This window comes from Pseudomonas sp. FP2338 (assembly GCF_030687515.1).
GTDB classification, from domain to species: Bacteria; Pseudomonadota; Gammaproteobacteria; order Pseudomonadales; family Pseudomonadaceae; genus Aquipseudomonas; species Aquipseudomonas salomonii.
Genome location: NZ_CP117436.1, coordinates 6190184 through 6205149, shown reverse-complemented (window position 1 = coordinate 6205149; position 14966 = coordinate 6190184). Strand labels below are relative to the sequence as shown.

General features: G+C 60.2%; 12 protein-coding genes. 8 read left to right on the top strand and 4 right to left on the bottom strand.

Annotated features, from left to right (window positions below; all coding sequences use genetic code 11):
• Nucleotides 1–8: 8 nt before the first annotated feature.
• Nucleotides 9–794 (bottom strand): transporter substrate-binding domain-containing protein, encoded by a 786-nt coding sequence (locus PSH96_RS28240; RefSeq protein WP_056860769.1) that lies wholly within the window; start codon nucleotides 792–794, stop codon nucleotides 9–11.
• Between the two features lie 256 nt (nucleotides 795–1050).
• Between PSH96_RS28240 and PSH96_RS28235 the strand changes: the two genes are divergently transcribed.
• The 6 genes from PSH96_RS28235 (at nucleotide 1051) to PSH96_RS28210 (ending at nucleotide 8343) form a co-directional block, all read left to right on the top strand.
• Nucleotides 1051–1746 (top strand): FadR/GntR family transcriptional regulator, encoded by a 696-nt coding sequence (locus tag PSH96_RS28235; RefSeq protein ID WP_305456513.1) that lies wholly within the window; start codon nucleotides 1051–1053, stop codon nucleotides 1744–1746.
• A 120-nt stretch (nucleotides 1747–1866) separates the two neighbouring features.
• A complete protein-coding gene (trxA, locus tag PSH96_RS28230) occupies nucleotides 1867–2196 on the top strand; it encodes a thioredoxin TrxA (protein WP_003213989.1) in 330 nt (109 codons plus the stop codon).
• A gap of 235 nt (nucleotides 2197–2431) precedes the next feature.
• Entirely contained in the window at nucleotides 2432–3691 is a 1260-nt protein-coding gene (gene rho / locus PSH96_RS28225) for a transcription termination factor Rho (protein WP_003176825.1), read from the top strand.
• A 154-nt stretch (nucleotides 3692–3845) separates the two neighbouring features.
• Nucleotides 3846–5849, top strand: coding sequence for an acyltransferase family protein (locus PSH96_RS28220; protein ID WP_305456510.1), 2004 nt, complete (start codon nucleotides 3846–3848; stop codon nucleotides 5847–5849).
• A 59-nt stretch (nucleotides 5850–5908) separates the two neighbouring features.
• The gene (gene ubiD / locus PSH96_RS28215) at nucleotides 5909–7375 is read left to right on the top strand and encodes a 4-hydroxy-3-polyprenylbenzoate decarboxylase (RefSeq protein ID WP_069787108.1); all 1467 of its coding nucleotides are present in this window, start codon (nucleotides 5909–5911) and stop codon (nucleotides 7373–7375) included.
• On the top strand, nucleotides 7375–8343 hold the full coding sequence (locus PSH96_RS28210) for a CDP-6-deoxy-delta-3,4-glucoseen reductase (protein WP_305456507.1): 969 nt from the start codon (nucleotides 7375–7377) through the stop codon (nucleotides 8341–8343). The genes ubiD and PSH96_RS28210 overlap by 1 nt, the downstream gene beginning before the upstream one ends.
• 123 nt (nucleotides 8344–8466) lie before the next feature.
• Here the strand turns inward: PSH96_RS28210 and PSH96_RS28205 are convergent, their stop codons facing one another.
• Complete coding sequence (locus PSH96_RS28205; RefSeq protein ID WP_056860764.1) at nucleotides 8467–8943, bottom strand: hypothetical protein; 477 nt, start codon at nucleotides 8941–8943, stop codon at nucleotides 8467–8469.
• Nucleotides 8944–9244: 301 nt separating this feature from the next.
• Between PSH96_RS28205 and PSH96_RS28200 the strand changes: the two genes are divergently transcribed.
• Nucleotides 9245–11626 carry a TonB-dependent siderophore receptor gene (locus PSH96_RS28200; protein ID WP_305456504.1) on the top strand — a complete coding sequence of 794 codons (2382 nt, stop codon included), beginning with the start codon at nucleotides 9245–9247 and terminating at the stop codon, nucleotides 11624–11626.
• Between the two features lie 26 nt (nucleotides 11627–11652).
• Complete coding sequence (locus PSH96_RS28195) at nucleotides 11653–12306, top strand: gamma-glutamylcyclotransferase (RefSeq protein WP_017135258.1); 654 nt, start codon at nucleotides 11653–11655, stop codon at nucleotides 12304–12306.
• Here PSH96_RS28195 and glpT read toward each other — a convergent pair.
• Nucleotides 12303–13640 carry a glycerol-3-phosphate transporter gene (glpT, locus tag PSH96_RS28190; protein ID WP_053258586.1) on the bottom strand — a complete coding sequence of 446 codons (1338 nt, stop codon included), beginning with the start codon at nucleotides 13638–13640 and terminating at the stop codon, nucleotides 12303–12305. The genes PSH96_RS28195 and glpT overlap by 4 nt on opposite strands.
• Nucleotides 13641–13920: 280 nt before the next feature.
• On the bottom strand, nucleotides 13921–14898 hold the full coding sequence (locus tag PSH96_RS28185; protein WP_305456500.1) for an NADPH:quinone oxidoreductase family protein: 978 nt from the start codon (nucleotides 14896–14898) through the stop codon (nucleotides 13921–13923).
• Between the last annotated feature and the right edge of the window lie 68 nt (nucleotides 14899–14966).

Here is a 14966-nt window from a genome sequence, read left to right as displayed (position 1 = left end):
GCTCCGCATCACAGATCGGCAGGCAGCGGCTCTTTAAGCCATTGCATCGCGTTCTTTTCCAGGCTGCCATCGGCCTTGGCCGCGACCAGTATCTGGTTGACCTTCTCCAGCAACGCCGGCTCGTTTTTGTTCACGCCCACGTACACCGGCGAATCCTTGAGCTTCACTTTCAGTGCCAGCCCGCGTTTGTTGCTGCGCTCGCTGATCGCGACCATCACCACGTTGCCGCTGGCGATCAGGTCGACCTGGCCGGCCAGGTAGGCGGCGATGGTGGAATTGTTGTCTTCGAAGCGCTTGATCGTGGCTTCCTTGGGCGCCACGGCGGTCAGCTCGATGTCTTCGATGGCGCCGCGCGTCACGCTGATGGTCTTGCCCTTGAGGTCATCGGTGGTGTGGATGGCCGCATCAGGCGGGCCGAACACGGCCAGGTAGAACGGCGCGTAGGCCTTGGAGAAGTCGATGACCTTTTCGCGCTCGGCATTCTTGCCCAGGCTGGAAATCACCAGGTCGACCTTGCCGGTAGTGAGGAACGGGATACGGTTGGTGCTGTTGACCGGGGTCAGTTCCAGCTTGACCTTGAGCCGGTCGGCCAGCAGCTTGGCGGTGTCGATGTCCAGGCCACGGGGTTTCATGTCCGGGCCAACCGAGCCGAACGGCGGGAAGTCCTGGGGCACGGCCACCTTGAGGGTGCCACGGGCGACGATATCGTCCAGACCGTTGGCATGGGCGGGCGCCTGGCTCAGCATCAGGCTGGCAAACAGGGCAGTGAGCAGGGCGCTGTAGCGCTTGGTCATGGCAACTCTCCGGGGAAGGGCGCGGGAATATTCTGTTTCGAGCCATTGCACGGCCCATGCCATCACCGCACCAATGGCCTGGAACGCTGGGATTTGTTGAGTTCTGGTGGTCTTACTGGTCTGAACAGTGCGCAGGGTTTTCGCACCTTTTTCGAGCGCCGATAAAACCCCGCGAGCCCCTTTGGGGCGTGGCTTGCCGCCGGCTGCGAATAGCTTTACAACTAGCCGCTCCGTTGACTGCAACCTTGAGTTTTTTATGAATTCCATCGCCCAAGCCGTACCGGAAGCGGCCCTGCAGGCCATCCGCAAACTGATCAAGGAACAGGGCTTTGCAGCGGGTGACGCGTTGCCGTCCCAGCGCGACCTGGCGGTACAGTTGGGCGTGAGTCGGGCGTCGTTGCGCGAGGCGCTGTCGTCTTTAAGTGCTCTGGGCGTGGTGAGTGTGCAGCCGGGTAAAGGCGTGTTTGTGCAAGAGGTGCAAGAAGCGCCGGGGTTTGCCTGGCCCTTCGCCGCCCAGGCCACGCCGCTGGATATCTTCCAGTTGCGCTACGCCCTGGAAGGGTTTGCCGCGGGGTTGGCGGCGGTAACATTGAGCCCCGATGAGCTGGACAGCCTGCAAGACAATGTCGAGGCCATGCGCAAAGTACTCAAGGCCGGCGACTTCGAAGCCGCTGCCCGGCTGGACTTCGAGTTCCATCAACGGATCCTGCTGGCCAGCGGTAACCAGGCGATGGTGAGCATCCTGAGTGCCAGTGCCGAGGTGTTCCTGGAGAGCCAGAAGCTACCGTTCATCCGGCCGGAACGGGCCATGGAGACCTGGCAAGAGCACCGCAGGATCCTGCGTGCCCTGGCCCGACGCGCCAGTGCGGCGGCGCAGAAAACCATGCAGGAACACGTGCGCAATGCGGCGTTGCGCACCGGCATTGCCTTCGTGACGCCCGTGACGCCGTGAGTGAGCTATACCCAAACTCATGCAGCGCCATAGCAAGACTCAATCAGAGGCGGCTTCCTGAACGGGGGAAGGGCGGCTATGATGGGCCACGTTTTTTTTGCTTACAATCCGGAGACATCCATGAGCAACGATCTTATCAAGCACGTCACCGACGCGACCTTTGAGGCCGAAGTACTCAAGGCTCAAGGCCCGGTACTGGTTGACTACTGGGCTGAATGGTGTGGCCCTTGCAAAATGATCGCCCCTGTTCTGGACGACATTGCGACCACTTACGAAGGCAAGCTGACCATTGCCAAGCTGAACATCGACGACAACCAGGAAACCCCGGCCAAGCACGGCGTGCGTGGTATCCCGACCCTGATGCTGTTCAAGAACGGCAACGTCGAAGCCACTAAAGTGGGCGCGCTGTCGAAGTCCCAGCTGCAAGCTTTCCTCGACGCGAACATCTAAGCGTCGTCAAAAAAGCCCCGCAAAATAGCGGGGCTTTTTCGTGAAACAGGGCTAGACGCTCCGAAATTCAGGTGGTACATTCGGCCCCGCACTGGTTTCTCCACTGCCCCCTGCAAGCCGTCGCCGACGCATTCCTTTTCGATTAGTACGCGATCCTGTCGCCTTCTCTGCGGCGCGGCCTCATTAAGCCAAAAGCTTAATTTCCCCCCTCCATAAATGATTACGTCATTCCTATATGAATCTGACTGAACTCAAGCAAAAGCCGATTACCGACCTGCTCCAATTGGCCGAAGAAATGGGCATAGAAAATATGGCCCGTTCGCGCAAGCAGGACGTGATTTTCTCCCTGCTCAAAAAGCACGCGAAAAGCGGCGAGGAAATCTCCGGTGATGGCGTGCTGGAGATTCTCCAGGACGGCTTCGGCTTCCTCCGCTCTGCAGACGCTTCCTATCTTGCCGGCCCAGACGATATCTACGTCTCGCCGAGCCAGATCCGTCGCTTCAACTTGCGCACCGGTGACACCATCGTCGGCAAGATCCGTCCTCCGAAGGAAGGCGAGCGTTATTTCGCCCTGCTCAAGGTCGACACGATCAACTTCGATCGTCCTGAGAACGCGAAGAACAAGATTCTTTTCGAGAACTTGACGCCGCTGTTCCCGACCGTGCGCATGAAGATGGAAGCCGGTAACGGTTCCACCGAAGACTTGACCGGTCGTGTCATCGACCTGTGCGCCCCGATCGGCAAAGGCCAGCGCGGCCTGATCGTTGCTCCGCCGAAAGCCGGTAAGACCATCATGCTGCAGAACATCGCAGCGAACATCGCGCGTAACAACCCGGAAGTTCACCTGATCGTATTGCTGATCGATGAGCGCCCGGAAGAAGTGACCGAAATGCAGCGCACCGTGCGCGGCGAAGTGGTTGCCTCGACGTTCGATGAGCCGCCAACCCGCCATGTGCAGGTTGCCGAAATGGTGATCGAGAAGGCCAAGCGCCTGGTTGAACACAAGAAAGACGTGGTCATCCTGCTCGACTCCATCACCCGTCTGGCGCGCGCCTACAACACCGTGATCCCAAGCTCCGGCAAGGTCCTCACCGGTGGTGTCGATGCCCACGCCCTGGAGAAACCGAAGCGTTTCTTCGGTGCTGCGCGCAACATCGAAGAAGGCGGCTCGCTGACCATTATCGCCACCGCGCTGGTTGAAACCGGCTCGAAGATGGATGAAGTGATCTACGAAGAGTTTAAAGGTACCGGTAACATGGAACTGCCTTTGGACCGTCGTATCGCTGAAAAGCGTGTGTTCCCTGCGATCAACATCAACCGTTCCGGCACCCGCCGTGAAGAGTTGCTGACCGCCGACGACGAACTGCAGCGCATGTGGATCCTGCGCAAGCTGCTGCACCCGATGGACGAAGTCGCCGCCATCGAGTTCCTGATCGACAAGCTGAAAACCACCAAGACCAACGACGAGTTCTTCCTGTCGATGAAGCGTAAGTAATACGACGCTTCAGGTCCAAAAAATGGCGCCCTTCGGGGCGCCATTTTTTTTGCATCGGAAAAGTGAGATTTGTGCGGTAATAGTGTCAGTTAAGAAACAAAAGGCTGAGCGTGGCTACGCTCATCTCCATTCGAATCAGGCTGATCTACGATTTATGACCGCTCTTGCTTACCGAAGAGACATTGATGGCCTGCGCGCCATTGCTGTCCTTGCTGTCGTGCTGTTCCATTTTGGTGTTCCTGGTATTACTGGCGGTTTTGTCGGCGTTGATGTGTTCTTCGTGATTTCAGGCTTCCTGATCACCTCGATCATCTGGCGCGAGCGTGAAGCAGGGCGTTTCAGCTTTGTCGATTTTTGGGCGCGACGGGCACGGCGTATCCTGCCTGCGTTGCTTGTGATGATGTTCACCTCGTTGGTGGCCGGCTGGTTCCTGATGGCGCCCAAAGATTACTCAGAGCTTGGGCGCTCGATACACAATCAGGTTATTTTCATCTCCAATCTGTTCTTCATGCGTCAGGACGGCTACTTCGACACGGCCTCCGATATGAAGCCGATGTTGCACACCTGGTCGCTCTCGGTTGAAGAGCAGTTCTACATCGCCTTTCCACTCTTGCTGGCGCTGTTGTCGAGCCGGCTGAAGCAGTGGCGCAGCGCTTTGTTTGTGTTGCTGCTGGTGTCGTTTGCGGCGAGCGTATGGGCCGTGGCCCATGAGCCGGACAAAGCGTTCTTCCTGCTGCCCATGCGTGCCTGGGAATTGCTGGCCGGGTCCATGTTGGCGGTGATGCCGGCGCGGGCAGGGCGGGTAAGTCCGCTGTTGGCGCAAGCGGTCAGTCTGTTCAGCCTGGGCCTGATTCTGGTGGCGGTATTGGGTTACGACGCCAGCACTGCGTTTCCTGGCGCTGCGGCCTTGTTGCCGGTATTGGGTGTGGTGGGGTTGATTTGGGCCAACGGCCAACACGCCACCTGGGTCGGGCGCTTGCTGGGCAGTCGCGTGCTGGTTGGCATTGGGCTGATTTCCTATTCGTGGTACCTGTGGCACTGGCCGGTGCTGGTGTTTGGCAAGTACGCGAGTATTTTTGGCCTGTCGTCCTGGGCGCTGGCGGGTCTGTTCGTCTTGAGCCTGGTGTTGGGGTACGTGTCCTGGCGGTTCGTCGAGGGGCCGTTTCGTGAGCGGCGCCTGCTGGCGGGTCGTCGGGCGATCCTGATCGCGGGCCTTGTCGGGCTCGCCGGCCTGGGCCTGATCGGCAAAGGCCTGGTGTGGTCGGATGGGTTTGCATCGCGGCTGTCGCCCCAGGCGTTGCAATTTGCCCAGGCGCGCACCTGGAGCCCTACGCTCATGAGCTGCCTGTCGGATGACAAGAAAGACCCACACCGCAAACTTTGCCATTTTGGCCCGCAGGCCAGTGCTGCCCGCGCGTTGGTCTGGGGCGACAGTCATGCCTCGGCACTCATTCCTGCGTTGAATGATGGCTCACGCAAGTACGACTTCGGCATCACTCAGGCCGGTTACGCCGGGTGCCTGCCGTTCGACCGCAAAGAAAACACCCCGGGCTGCCGGGCGTTCAACGAGCGTGTCACCCAGTTGTTGAGCAAGGAACCGTTCAGTGATGTGGTGCTGGTAGCCCGCTGGAGCCTTTACGTTTATGGCCAGCGCTCCGGCGACACCGGCGCTTCCCTTCATGACCCGCAGACGGGCAAGTACGACCGCGCCGTCGCTGAACGACTGTTTGCCGAGGGTGTGAGTGCGCTGGTACAGCAACTGCGTGCCAGCGGGCACAGGGTGTGGCTGGTCAAGGAGGTGCCGTTGCAGGCGTTCAACGTGCCTTACCGGCTCAGCCGCCTGGCGATGCTGGGGCGCCCGACCGACCGCGAAGGCTTGCCCCTGGCCGAGCACGTCGAGCGCCAAGCCTTCATCAGCAGCGTGTTTGAGCGCATCGCCGCAGCGGACCCCGGTGTCCAGCTCATGGACCCGGCGCCCAAGCTGTGCGAGACGAACGGTTGGTGTCGGGTCGAGCGCGATGGCCAGTCGCTGTATACCGATGACAACCACCTCTCAGCCGTGGGCACGCGTTATGTGGAAGGGTTCCTTGAGCCCTTCTTCCACGCCATGCGTAATGAGGCCGTTGAGTCGGGTGTGAGTCGCAATGACGTGCAATAAGCTGCCAGCGCTCTTAAGAGCAGGTAGGATGTACGCCTATTTTACGGGTGGCATGGTTAATGAAATTCAAGGATCTTCGGGATTTCGTGCAGCAACTTGAGCAGCGCGGAGAGTTGAAACGTATCCAGGTGCCGATTTCCCCGGTGCTGGAAATGACTGAGATTTGCGACCGTACCTTGCGCAACAAGGGCCCGGCGCTGCTGTTCGAAAACCCGACCGGCTTTGATATCCCGGTGCTCGGCAACCTGTTCGGCACGCCCGACCGCGTTGCGTTCGGCATGGGCGCCGAGTCGGTCAGCGAGCTGCGCGAGATCGGCAAGCTGCTGGCCTTCCTCAAGGAGCCCGAGCCACCCAAGGGCTTGAAAGACGCCTGGTCGAAGCTGCCGATCTTTCGCAAGATCATTGCCATGGCGCCCAAAGTGGTCAAGGACGCGGTGTGCCAGGAAGTGGTCATCGAAGGCGATGACGTCGACCTGGCCATGTTGCCGGTGCAGACCTGCTGGCCGGGCGACGTCGGCCCGCTGATCACCTGGGGCCTGACCGTCACCAAAGGCCCGAACAAGGATCGCCAGAACCTGGGGATCTACCGTCAGCAAGTGATCGGCCGCAACAAGGTGATCATGCGCTGGCTGAGCCACCGTGGCGGCGCGCTGGACTTCCGTGAGTGGTGCGAAAAACACCCTGGCAAGCCGTTCCCTGTGTCCGTGGCCCTGGGCGCCGACCCGGCGACCATCCTCGGCGCCGTGACGCCGGTACCCGACAGCCTGTCCGAATATGCCTTCGCCGGCCTGCTGCGCGGCAACCGCACCGAGCTGGTGAAGTGCCGTGGCAACGACCTGCAAGTGCCGGCCACCGCCGAAATCATCCTCGAAGGCGTGATTCATCCGGGCGAAATGGCCGATGAAGGCCCTTACGGCGACCACACCGGCTACTACAACGAAGTCGACAGCTTCCCGGTGTTCACCGTCGAGCGCATCACCCACCGGATCAAACCGATCTACCACAGCACCTACACCGGCCGTCCACCGGATGAGCCCGCTATTCTCGGTGTGGCGCTCAACGAAGTGTTCGTGCCGATCCTGCAAAAGCAGTTCCCGGAAATCACCGACTTCTACCTGCCGCCCGAGGGCTGCTCGTACCGCATGGCCATCGTGACCATGAAGAAGTCGTACCCAGGCCATGCCAAGCGGGTAATGCTCGGTGTGTGGTCGTTTTTGCGACAGTTCATGTACACCAAGTTCGTTATCGTCACCGACGACGACATCAACGCACGGGACTGGAACGACGTGATCTGGGCCATCACCACGCGCATGGACCCCAAGCGCGACACGGTGATGATCGACAACACGCCGATCGACTACCTCGACTTTGCTTCGCCGGTATCGGGCCTGGGCTCGAAGATGGGCCTGGATGCCACCCACAAATGGCCGGGTGAGACCACCCGCGAGTGGGGTCGGGTGATCGTCAAGGATGACGCTGTGACCGCACGTGTTGATGCGATCTGGAAAGAATTGGGAATAGATTGATGCGTGTAACCCTGCAACCTTCCGGCGCCGTACTGGAGCTGGTCCCTGGCGAGCGAATCCTTGAAGGCGCGCGCCGCCTGGGCTATGAATGCCCACAGGCGTGTCGCAATGGCGCGTGTCATGTGTGTGCCGCGCTGCTGGTGGAGGGCCGGGTGCAGCAAGCCGGTGAGGTACGCGACCATGGTGAGTTCTACACCTGCATCGCCGAGCCGTTGGAAGATTGCATTGTGTTGTGGGATGGCGTGCTGGCGCCGGGAGAGTTGCCGTTGCGCAAGTTGTCGTGCCAATTAAGTGAATGCGTGGACGTCGGCGGCGATGTATGGCGCGTGCGCCTGCGCGCTCCGGCGGGTAAAGCGGTGCGTTACCACGCCGGGCAATACCTGATGATCGAGCGCGACAATGGCGATAAATCGGCGTTTTCCCTGGCCTCGGCGCCCCATGCCGGACGCGAGCTGGAACTGCATGTGCTGGTGCGCGAGGACAGTGCGCGCAATTTGATCGAGCAGTTGCAACGTAACCAGATGGCGCGTGTTGAGCTGCCGTTTGGTGATACTCACTTGGCCGAGCTGCCGGACGGGCCGCTGGTGCTGATCGCCGCCGGCACTGGCATGGCGCAGATGCACAGCCTGATCGAGCATTGCCGTGCCTCGGGTTTCAAGCACCCGGTGCACCTGTATTGGGGCGTGCGCCGCCCGGAAGACTTCTACGAGATTGAACACTGGGAGCAATGGCAGCAACTGCCCAACCTGTTCCTGCACAAAGTGGTCAGCGACCTGTGCGGTTGGGAAGGGCGCTGCGGGCTGCTGCATGAGGCCGTGTGTGAAGACATCAGCGACCTCAAGGCGGTGCACGTCTACGCCAGTGGTTCGCCAGCGATGATCTACGGCACGCTGGACGCATTGGTCGACGCCGGCATGGATGCACACCAGATGCGCGCCGATGTGTTCGCCTACGCGCCGCGCCCTTGAAGCCTTGAGCTGAACCAGTGTGGGAGCTGGCTTGCCTGCGATAGCGGTGGGTCAGCTAGCACACCTGCAACTGATACACCGCTATCGCAGGCAAGCCAGCTCCCACATGGGTATGCGGCGTTCCTAGAAACGCACGCCTGCCGTCAGCATCGCCGCATTGAACCCCAGCAACACCAACTCGCTGGCCACGGGGCCGAAGTGAACCCCCACAGACGGAATGATCGCCGGTGCCACGCCATAACGGTTGAGCGGGATTTTGTCGCGGTACTTACCGCGATAGCCCTGTAGCGCGCCAGCGGTCACCTTCATATAGAACGGCGAGTCGCCAATATCGTAGCGCTTGCCGGCGTAGACGTAATACGAGCGCTGGCTGAACGAGTTGCGAAACGTCGCCCCGCCATACACCAACCCCGACGCCTCGTTACGTTCCAGGTTGATCAAATCCTGATTGTTATTGTGCTTTGGGTCCGGAGAAAAATGCCGGGTGTAGACACTGGTCTGGGCGTACCAGAAACCTTTGTCGTCATTGGCGGCGGCCTCGGAAGCCAGAGCAGTGGTGGTTTGCAGCAATAGCAGCAGACCGGAAAACAGGTATTTCATGGTTCGACCTCGATAGTCGTTTGAAGAGGCGGCTAATGTGGGTCGCTAAACACCTGCAGTTTGGCGGCTTGTGTTGGGCATGACCTGAACCAGCGCTGAAAACACGGCCGCCTATGCTTATGCAATTAAGATATTTTAAATGTAGGAATAATCTCATTAGGCTATAAGTCAACGGACTACCGCCTTATCGTCAATAACCAGTAACTGACCGCTACCGCCCGCCAGCCGGACCGATCGTGTGAACTCAGAGCATTGAAGCTTTGATTTTTTGATTGCCAGGCTTGAATGGCAGGGGAGCGGTATGGGGAGCTACAAGAAACATGCGTACACAGCTATTTTGTCGGCCAATTTGCTGACTGCTGTGGGATTCAATCCGGTGCGGGCTGACGAAACAGCCACCGATGCACCCAAACTCGACACCGTGATCGTCACCGGCACCCGCGCCCAAGAGCGCACCGCCAGTGCTTCGTTGTCGCCCATCGATGTCATTTCCGGTGACACATTGCGCAGCACCGGCTCCGATGAGCTGGGCGCGGTGTTGGCACGTCTGATTCCTTCCATCAACTTCCCGCGGCCCAGCCTGGTGGACGGTGCCGAACTGGTACGCCCGGCGCAGTTGCGCGGCTTGTCGCCGGATCAGGTATTGGTGCTGGTCAACGGTAAACGCCGCCACACCAGTGCCTTCGTCAACCTGGGCGGCGCGGTGGGGCGCGGTTCGGCACCGGCGGATTTGAATGCGATCCCGTTGTCGGCGGTCGACCATATCGAAGTGCTGCGCGATGGCGCGTCGGCGCGCTATGGCTCGGACGCGATTGCCGGGGTGATCAACGTGATCCTCAAGCACGACGACCACGGCGGCTCTGTCTCGACCAAGTTTGGCGAGTACAAGAAGGGTGATGGCATCCAGCGCAACGTCAGCGGCAACACCGGGTTTGCCTTGGGTGACAATGGCTTTATCAACGTTTCGGGCGAAGGCGCCGACAACGACTACACCAACCGCGCCGGCGACGACTTCCGCCCTGGCAGCGTGGGTTCCACCACCTATGGCCAGCGCGTGTTCCGTCAGGGCGAGCCGGCCACCAATGAAGGCAAATTCCAGTTCAACTCCGAATATTCCTTTAATGATGCGGCCGAGTTCTACATCTTCGGCGGCTACAGCAAGCGCCGTGGTGAAACGGCGGCGTTCTATCGGGCGAGCAATGCGTCCAACAACATCCCGGCGCTCAACCCCAATGGCTACCTGCCGCTGATCAAGGGCAATCTGGAAGACACGTCCTTGGTGGTCGGCCTGCGCGGCTTGCTGGCCTACGATTGGCACTACGACCTGTCGGCCAACTACGGCAAGAACCAGTACGAACTGGGCACCGAAACCATCAACACCTCACTCGGCCTGGCCACGCCACGCAAATTTAACAACGGCACCCTGAGCAACGATCAGCGCCAGGTCAGCCTGGACCTGTCCCGTGAGTTCGACGTGGGCTTTTTGCCGTACCCGGTGTCGGTGGCCTTTGGCGGCGAATACCTGCGCCAGGGTTATCAAATTGAAGCGGGCGAACCGGCGTCCTACTACCAGACCGGCAGTTCGGGCCTGGGTGGGTTCCGTGATGCCGACGCCGGCAGCACCTCGCGGCACAACTGGGCTCAGTACCTGGACCTGGAAACCAACTTCACCGAAAAGCTCAGCGCCTCGGCCGCCGTGCGTCATGAGGACTACAGCGACTTCGGCTCCAATGTCAGCGGCTCCCTGTCGGCGCGTTATGACTTCACCCCGCAAGTGGCCCTGCGTGGCAGCATTTCCAATGGTTTCCGTGCGCCGTCCCTGGCCCAGCAGAACTTTGCCTACACCTCGTCGCAGCTGATCGGCAACACTATCCAGGAAGCCGGCACCTTCCCGGCCAACAGCCAGGTTGCCCGCCTGTTGGGCGCCGAAGACCTCAAAGCCGAGAAATCACGCAACTACAGCCTCGGCCTGGTGCTGGAGCCTGCCGATGACCTGACCGTGACGCTCGACGTGTACCGCATCGACATCCGCGACCGCATCAGCCTGTCGTCCAACCTCAATCTCAACCCGGCCACCATCGCCTACTTGCAGGCTAATGGGGTCGGCAATATCAACTACACCAGCGCCCGTTATTTCACCAACGCCACCGACACCAGCACCGACGGTGTCGACCTGGTGGCCAACTATCGCTACCCGTTCGATAACGGCATCCGCTGGAACAGCACCGTGGGCTACAACTACAACCACACCAAAGTCACCGACGTGAAGCCCAACCCGGCGATTCTGGACAGCCTGGGCGCCAACCTGGTGCGGGTAGACCGCCGTGAGCGCATCGGTTTGCTGGGTGATACCACGCCGCAACACAAGCTCAGCCTGGGTAACGACTTCACCTACGGTCGTTGGGCGCTGCACAGTAACCTGGTGCGCTATGGTGAATTCACCAGCTACCAGGCCGACAAGGTCAATGACCAGACCTTCAAGGCCGCCTGGGTGCTGGACCTGTCGGCAGACTACAAGCTCAAGAACTGGACCTTCACCCTGGGCGGCGACAACATCACCGATAAATACCCGGAGAAGGTCAATGCCTACGCCAGTAGCGGCGGCAACCTCGCCTACAGCACTTTTTCGCCGTACGGTTACAGCGGCGCGTTTTATTACGGTAAAGTTGCTTACAACTGGTAACACGCAGGGGACCTAAGCGATCCGCCATGACCGTTATTGAAACCGATCTGTTGCAATTGGCTTACCCTCCGCGGCTCGATCTGGGGCCGCAACTGACTCACGAGCAATTAATGAGTTCGATGCAGGCCACCATGGCCAGGCATAAGGGCGGGCCGGTCTGGCTATTCGCTTATGGTTCGCTGATCTGGCGTCCCGAATGCTCGTCGACCCAGCGCATGCGCGCACGGGTTCACGGTTATCACCGGGGTTTGTACCTGTGGTCACACGAGCATCGAGGCACGCCGGAGTCGCCGGGGTTGGTGTTCGGCCTGGATCGTGGCGGTTCTTGCAGCGGGTTTGCCTACCGTTTGCCGGAAGACCAGCTTGAGGCCTCGCTGTATGCCTTGTGGCAGCGCGAGATGCCTTACCCGTCATACCGGCCGCACTGGCTCAGCTGCCGCCTGGAAGATGGCAGTCAGGTGCAGGCGCTGGGGTTTGTGTTGGAGCGGCACTTGCCCAGCTATGCCGGCAACCTGCCCGATATCGTGCTTAACCACGTGTTGGAAAGTGCTTGCGGGCGTTACGGCACCACTCGCGATTATGTCGAGCAGACCGTAAACGCCCTGCGTAGCCACGCCATGCCAGATAAAAACCTGGAGGCGCGGCTCAAGCGTTGTGCCAAGGACTGCGGCGGGAATTAACGCGCCGAGCTGACGCTGTTGGTGTGCCACAGCGTTGGGATCAGGAATGCAATCGCCAACAGGCACGCGCCCACCAGCAACACAAAACCACCGTCCCAGCCGAAATGGTCCACGGTGTAGCCCATGGCCGCACTCGCTGCCACCGAACCACCCAGGTAACCAAACAAGCCAGTGAAGCCTGCGGCCGTGCCCGCGGCTTTTTTCGGCGCCAGTTCCAGCGCCTGCAGGCCGATCAGCATCACCGGGCCGTAGATCAGGAAGCCGATGGAGAACAGCGCAATCATGTCGACCATCGGGTTGCCTGGCGGGTTGAGCCAGTAAACCAGGGTCGCCACGGTGACCAACGCCATGAACACGATGCCGGTCAGGCCACGGTTGCCACGGAAGATCTTGTCCGACATCCAGCCGCACAGCAGCGTGCCGGGAATGCCCGCCCACTCGTAGAAGAAGTACGCCCACGAGGTTTTATCCACGTCGAAGTGCTTGGCTTCCTTGAGGTAGGTCGGTGCCCAGTCCAGCACGCCATAACGCAGCAGGTAGACGAACACGTTGGCGAAGGCGATGTACCACAGCATTTTGTTGCGCAGCACGTACTTGACGAAGATTTCCTTGGCGCTGAACTCGTCTTCGTGGCTGGCGTTGTAGCCTTCCGGGTAGTCGTTCTTGTACTGCTCGATGGGCGGCAGGCCGACCGATTGCGGGGTGTCGCGCATGGTGATGAAGGCAAATGCCGCCACGGCCAATGCCACGGTCGCCGGCACATAGAACGCCGCATGCCAGTCGTTGAACCAGGCCATGCCCAGCAGGAACAGCGGGCCGATCAGGCCGCCGCCGACGTTGTGCGCCACGTTCCACACCGACACCACGCCGCCGCGTTCTTTCTGCGACCACCAGTGCACCATGGTGCGCCCACTCGGCGGCCAGCCCATGCCCTGGGCCCAGCCGTTGATGAACAGCAAAATGAACATCATGGTCACGCTGGACGTCGCCCAAGGTGCGAAACCGAAAATGAACATCACCCCGGCCGATATCAACAGGCCAAAGGGCAGGAAGTAGCGCGGGTTGGAGCGGTCGGACACCAGGCCCATCAGGAACTTGGACAAGCCGTAGGCAATCGCGATGGCCGACATGGCCAGGCCCAGCTCGCCACGGGTGTAACCCTCGTCGATCAGGTACGGCATGGCCAGCGAGAAGTTTTTACGCAGCAGGTAGTAGCCCGCGTAGCCAAAGAAAATACCGGCGAAGATCTGCCAGCGCAGCCGTCGATAGGTACTGTCTATTTTTTCTTCAGGCAGGGGCGCCTGGTGTGCGGCAGGACGAAAGAAAGCAAACATTCAAGAGCTCCAAATTTCTTGTTTTGACTGCGGATGCGAATGTTACAGTTTCGTTACCGAAAATAGCATCGCCTCTTATCTGCAAACACAGGAAACTGGAGCGATTGCATGTTCTCTTACGAACATGTCGCGAATAGATAAGTGTGAGTCGGTATCGGGTCTTAAGACCGAAGAGATCAACTGTGGGAGCTGGCTTGCCTGCGATAGCGGTCTATCATTTGCAGATGTGTGAGCTGACCCACCGCCATCGCAGGCAAGCCAGCTCCCACATGAACCGCATTCAGCGGGTCTGGACGACAATCTTGCCCACAGCCCTGCGTTGCCCCAGGTCATTGATCGCCTGCGCAGCCTGCTCAAGCGGATACACCTGCGACACCAACGGCTTCAACTTGCCCTCGCCATACCAGGTGAACAACTGCTGGAAGTTCGCCGCATTGTCCTGCGGCTGGCGCTGGGCGAACGAACCCCAGAACACTCCGACCACAGACGCGCCCTTGAGCAGCGCCAGGTTCACCGGCAGCTCGGGAATGCGCCCGCTGGCAAAACCCACCACCAGCAGGCGGCCGTTCCAGGCGATGCCGCGCACGGCCTGGTCAAACAGGTCGCCGCCGACGGGGTCGTAGATCACGTCGACACCATTGCCGTCGGTCAGGCGCTTGATTTCATCCTTGAGGCTGGCTTCGCTGTAGTTGATCAGTTCGTCCGCGCCGGCCGTTTTGGCTACGGCGAGTTTGTCGGCGCTGCTGGCGGCGGCAATCACCCGGGCGCCCATGGCTTTGCCGATTTCCACGGCGGCCAGGCCCACACCGCCGGAGGCGCCGAGCACCAGCAGGGTTTCGCCGGGTTGCAGGTTGGCGCGTTGTTTCAACGCATGCATCGAGGTGCCGTAGGTCATGCTGAAGGCGGCGGCGGTGTTGAAATCCATACTCGGCGGGATCGGCAGCACGTTGTAGCCCGGCACCGCGACCTGTTCGGCAAAGCTGCCCCAGCCGGTCAGGGCCATGACCCGGTCGCCGACTTTGAGGTGGCTGACCTTTTCACCCACTTCGCTGACCACCCCCGCCGCCTCGCCGCCCGGCGAGAATGGGAAGGGCGGTTTGAACTGGTACTTGCCCTCGATGATCAAGGTGTCCGGGAAATTTACCCCGGCCGCGTGCACGTCCAGCAGGATTTCGTTCTTCTTGATCGCGGGGCTGGCGATCTCTTCCAGCACCAGGGTTTCGGCGGGGCCGAAGGCTTTGCACAGCACAGCTTTCATCGGACTATTCCTTTTGGCGTCGTGGCCGATAAGTGTAGGAGGGTACGCCCGTGGGTCAACGAGCATGC

Bases quoted from the DNA above. Each gene is read 5' to 3' on its own strand.
- PSH96_RS28185 (WP_305456500.1), bottom strand. From the start codon at position 14,898: ATGAAAGCTGTGCTGTGCAAAGCCTTCGGCCCCGCCGAAACCCTGGTG.
- PSH96_RS28205 (WP_056860764.1), bottom strand. From the start codon at position 8,943: ATGAAATACCTGTTTTCCGGTCTGCTGCTATTGCTGCAAACCACCACT.
- PSH96_RS28235 (WP_305456513.1), top strand. From the start codon at position 1,051: ATGAATTCCATCGCCCAAGCCGTACCGGAAGCGGCCCTGCAGGCCATC.
- PSH96_RS28195 (WP_017135258.1), top strand. From the start codon at position 11,653: ATGACCGTTATTGAAACCGATCTGTTGCAATTGGCTTACCCTCCGCGG.
- glpT (WP_053258586.1), bottom strand. From the start codon at position 13,640: ATGTTTGCTTTCTTTCGTCCTGCCGCACACCAGGCGCCCCTGCCTGAA.
- PSH96_RS28240 (WP_056860769.1), bottom strand. From the start codon at position 794: ATGACCAAGCGCTACAGCGCCCTGCTCACTGCCCTGTTTGCCAGCCTG.
- PSH96_RS28220 (WP_305456510.1), top strand. From the start codon at position 3,846: ATGACCGCTCTTGCTTACCGAAGAGACATTGATGGCCTGCGCGCCATT.
- ubiD (WP_069787108.1), top strand. From the start codon at position 5,909: ATGAAATTCAAGGATCTTCGGGATTTCGTGCAGCAACTTGAGCAGCGC.
- PSH96_RS28210 (WP_305456507.1), top strand. From the start codon at position 7,375: ATGCGTGTAACCCTGCAACCTTCCGGCGCCGTACTGGAGCTGGTCCCT.
- PSH96_RS28200 (WP_305456504.1), top strand. From the start codon at position 9,245: ATGGGGAGCTACAAGAAACATGCGTACACAGCTATTTTGTCGGCCAAT.
- rho (WP_003176825.1), top strand. From the start codon at position 2,432: ATGAATCTGACTGAACTCAAGCAAAAGCCGATTACCGACCTGCTCCAA.
- trxA (WP_003213989.1), top strand. From the start codon at position 1,867: ATGAGCAACGATCTTATCAAGCACGTCACCGACGCGACCTTTGAGGCC.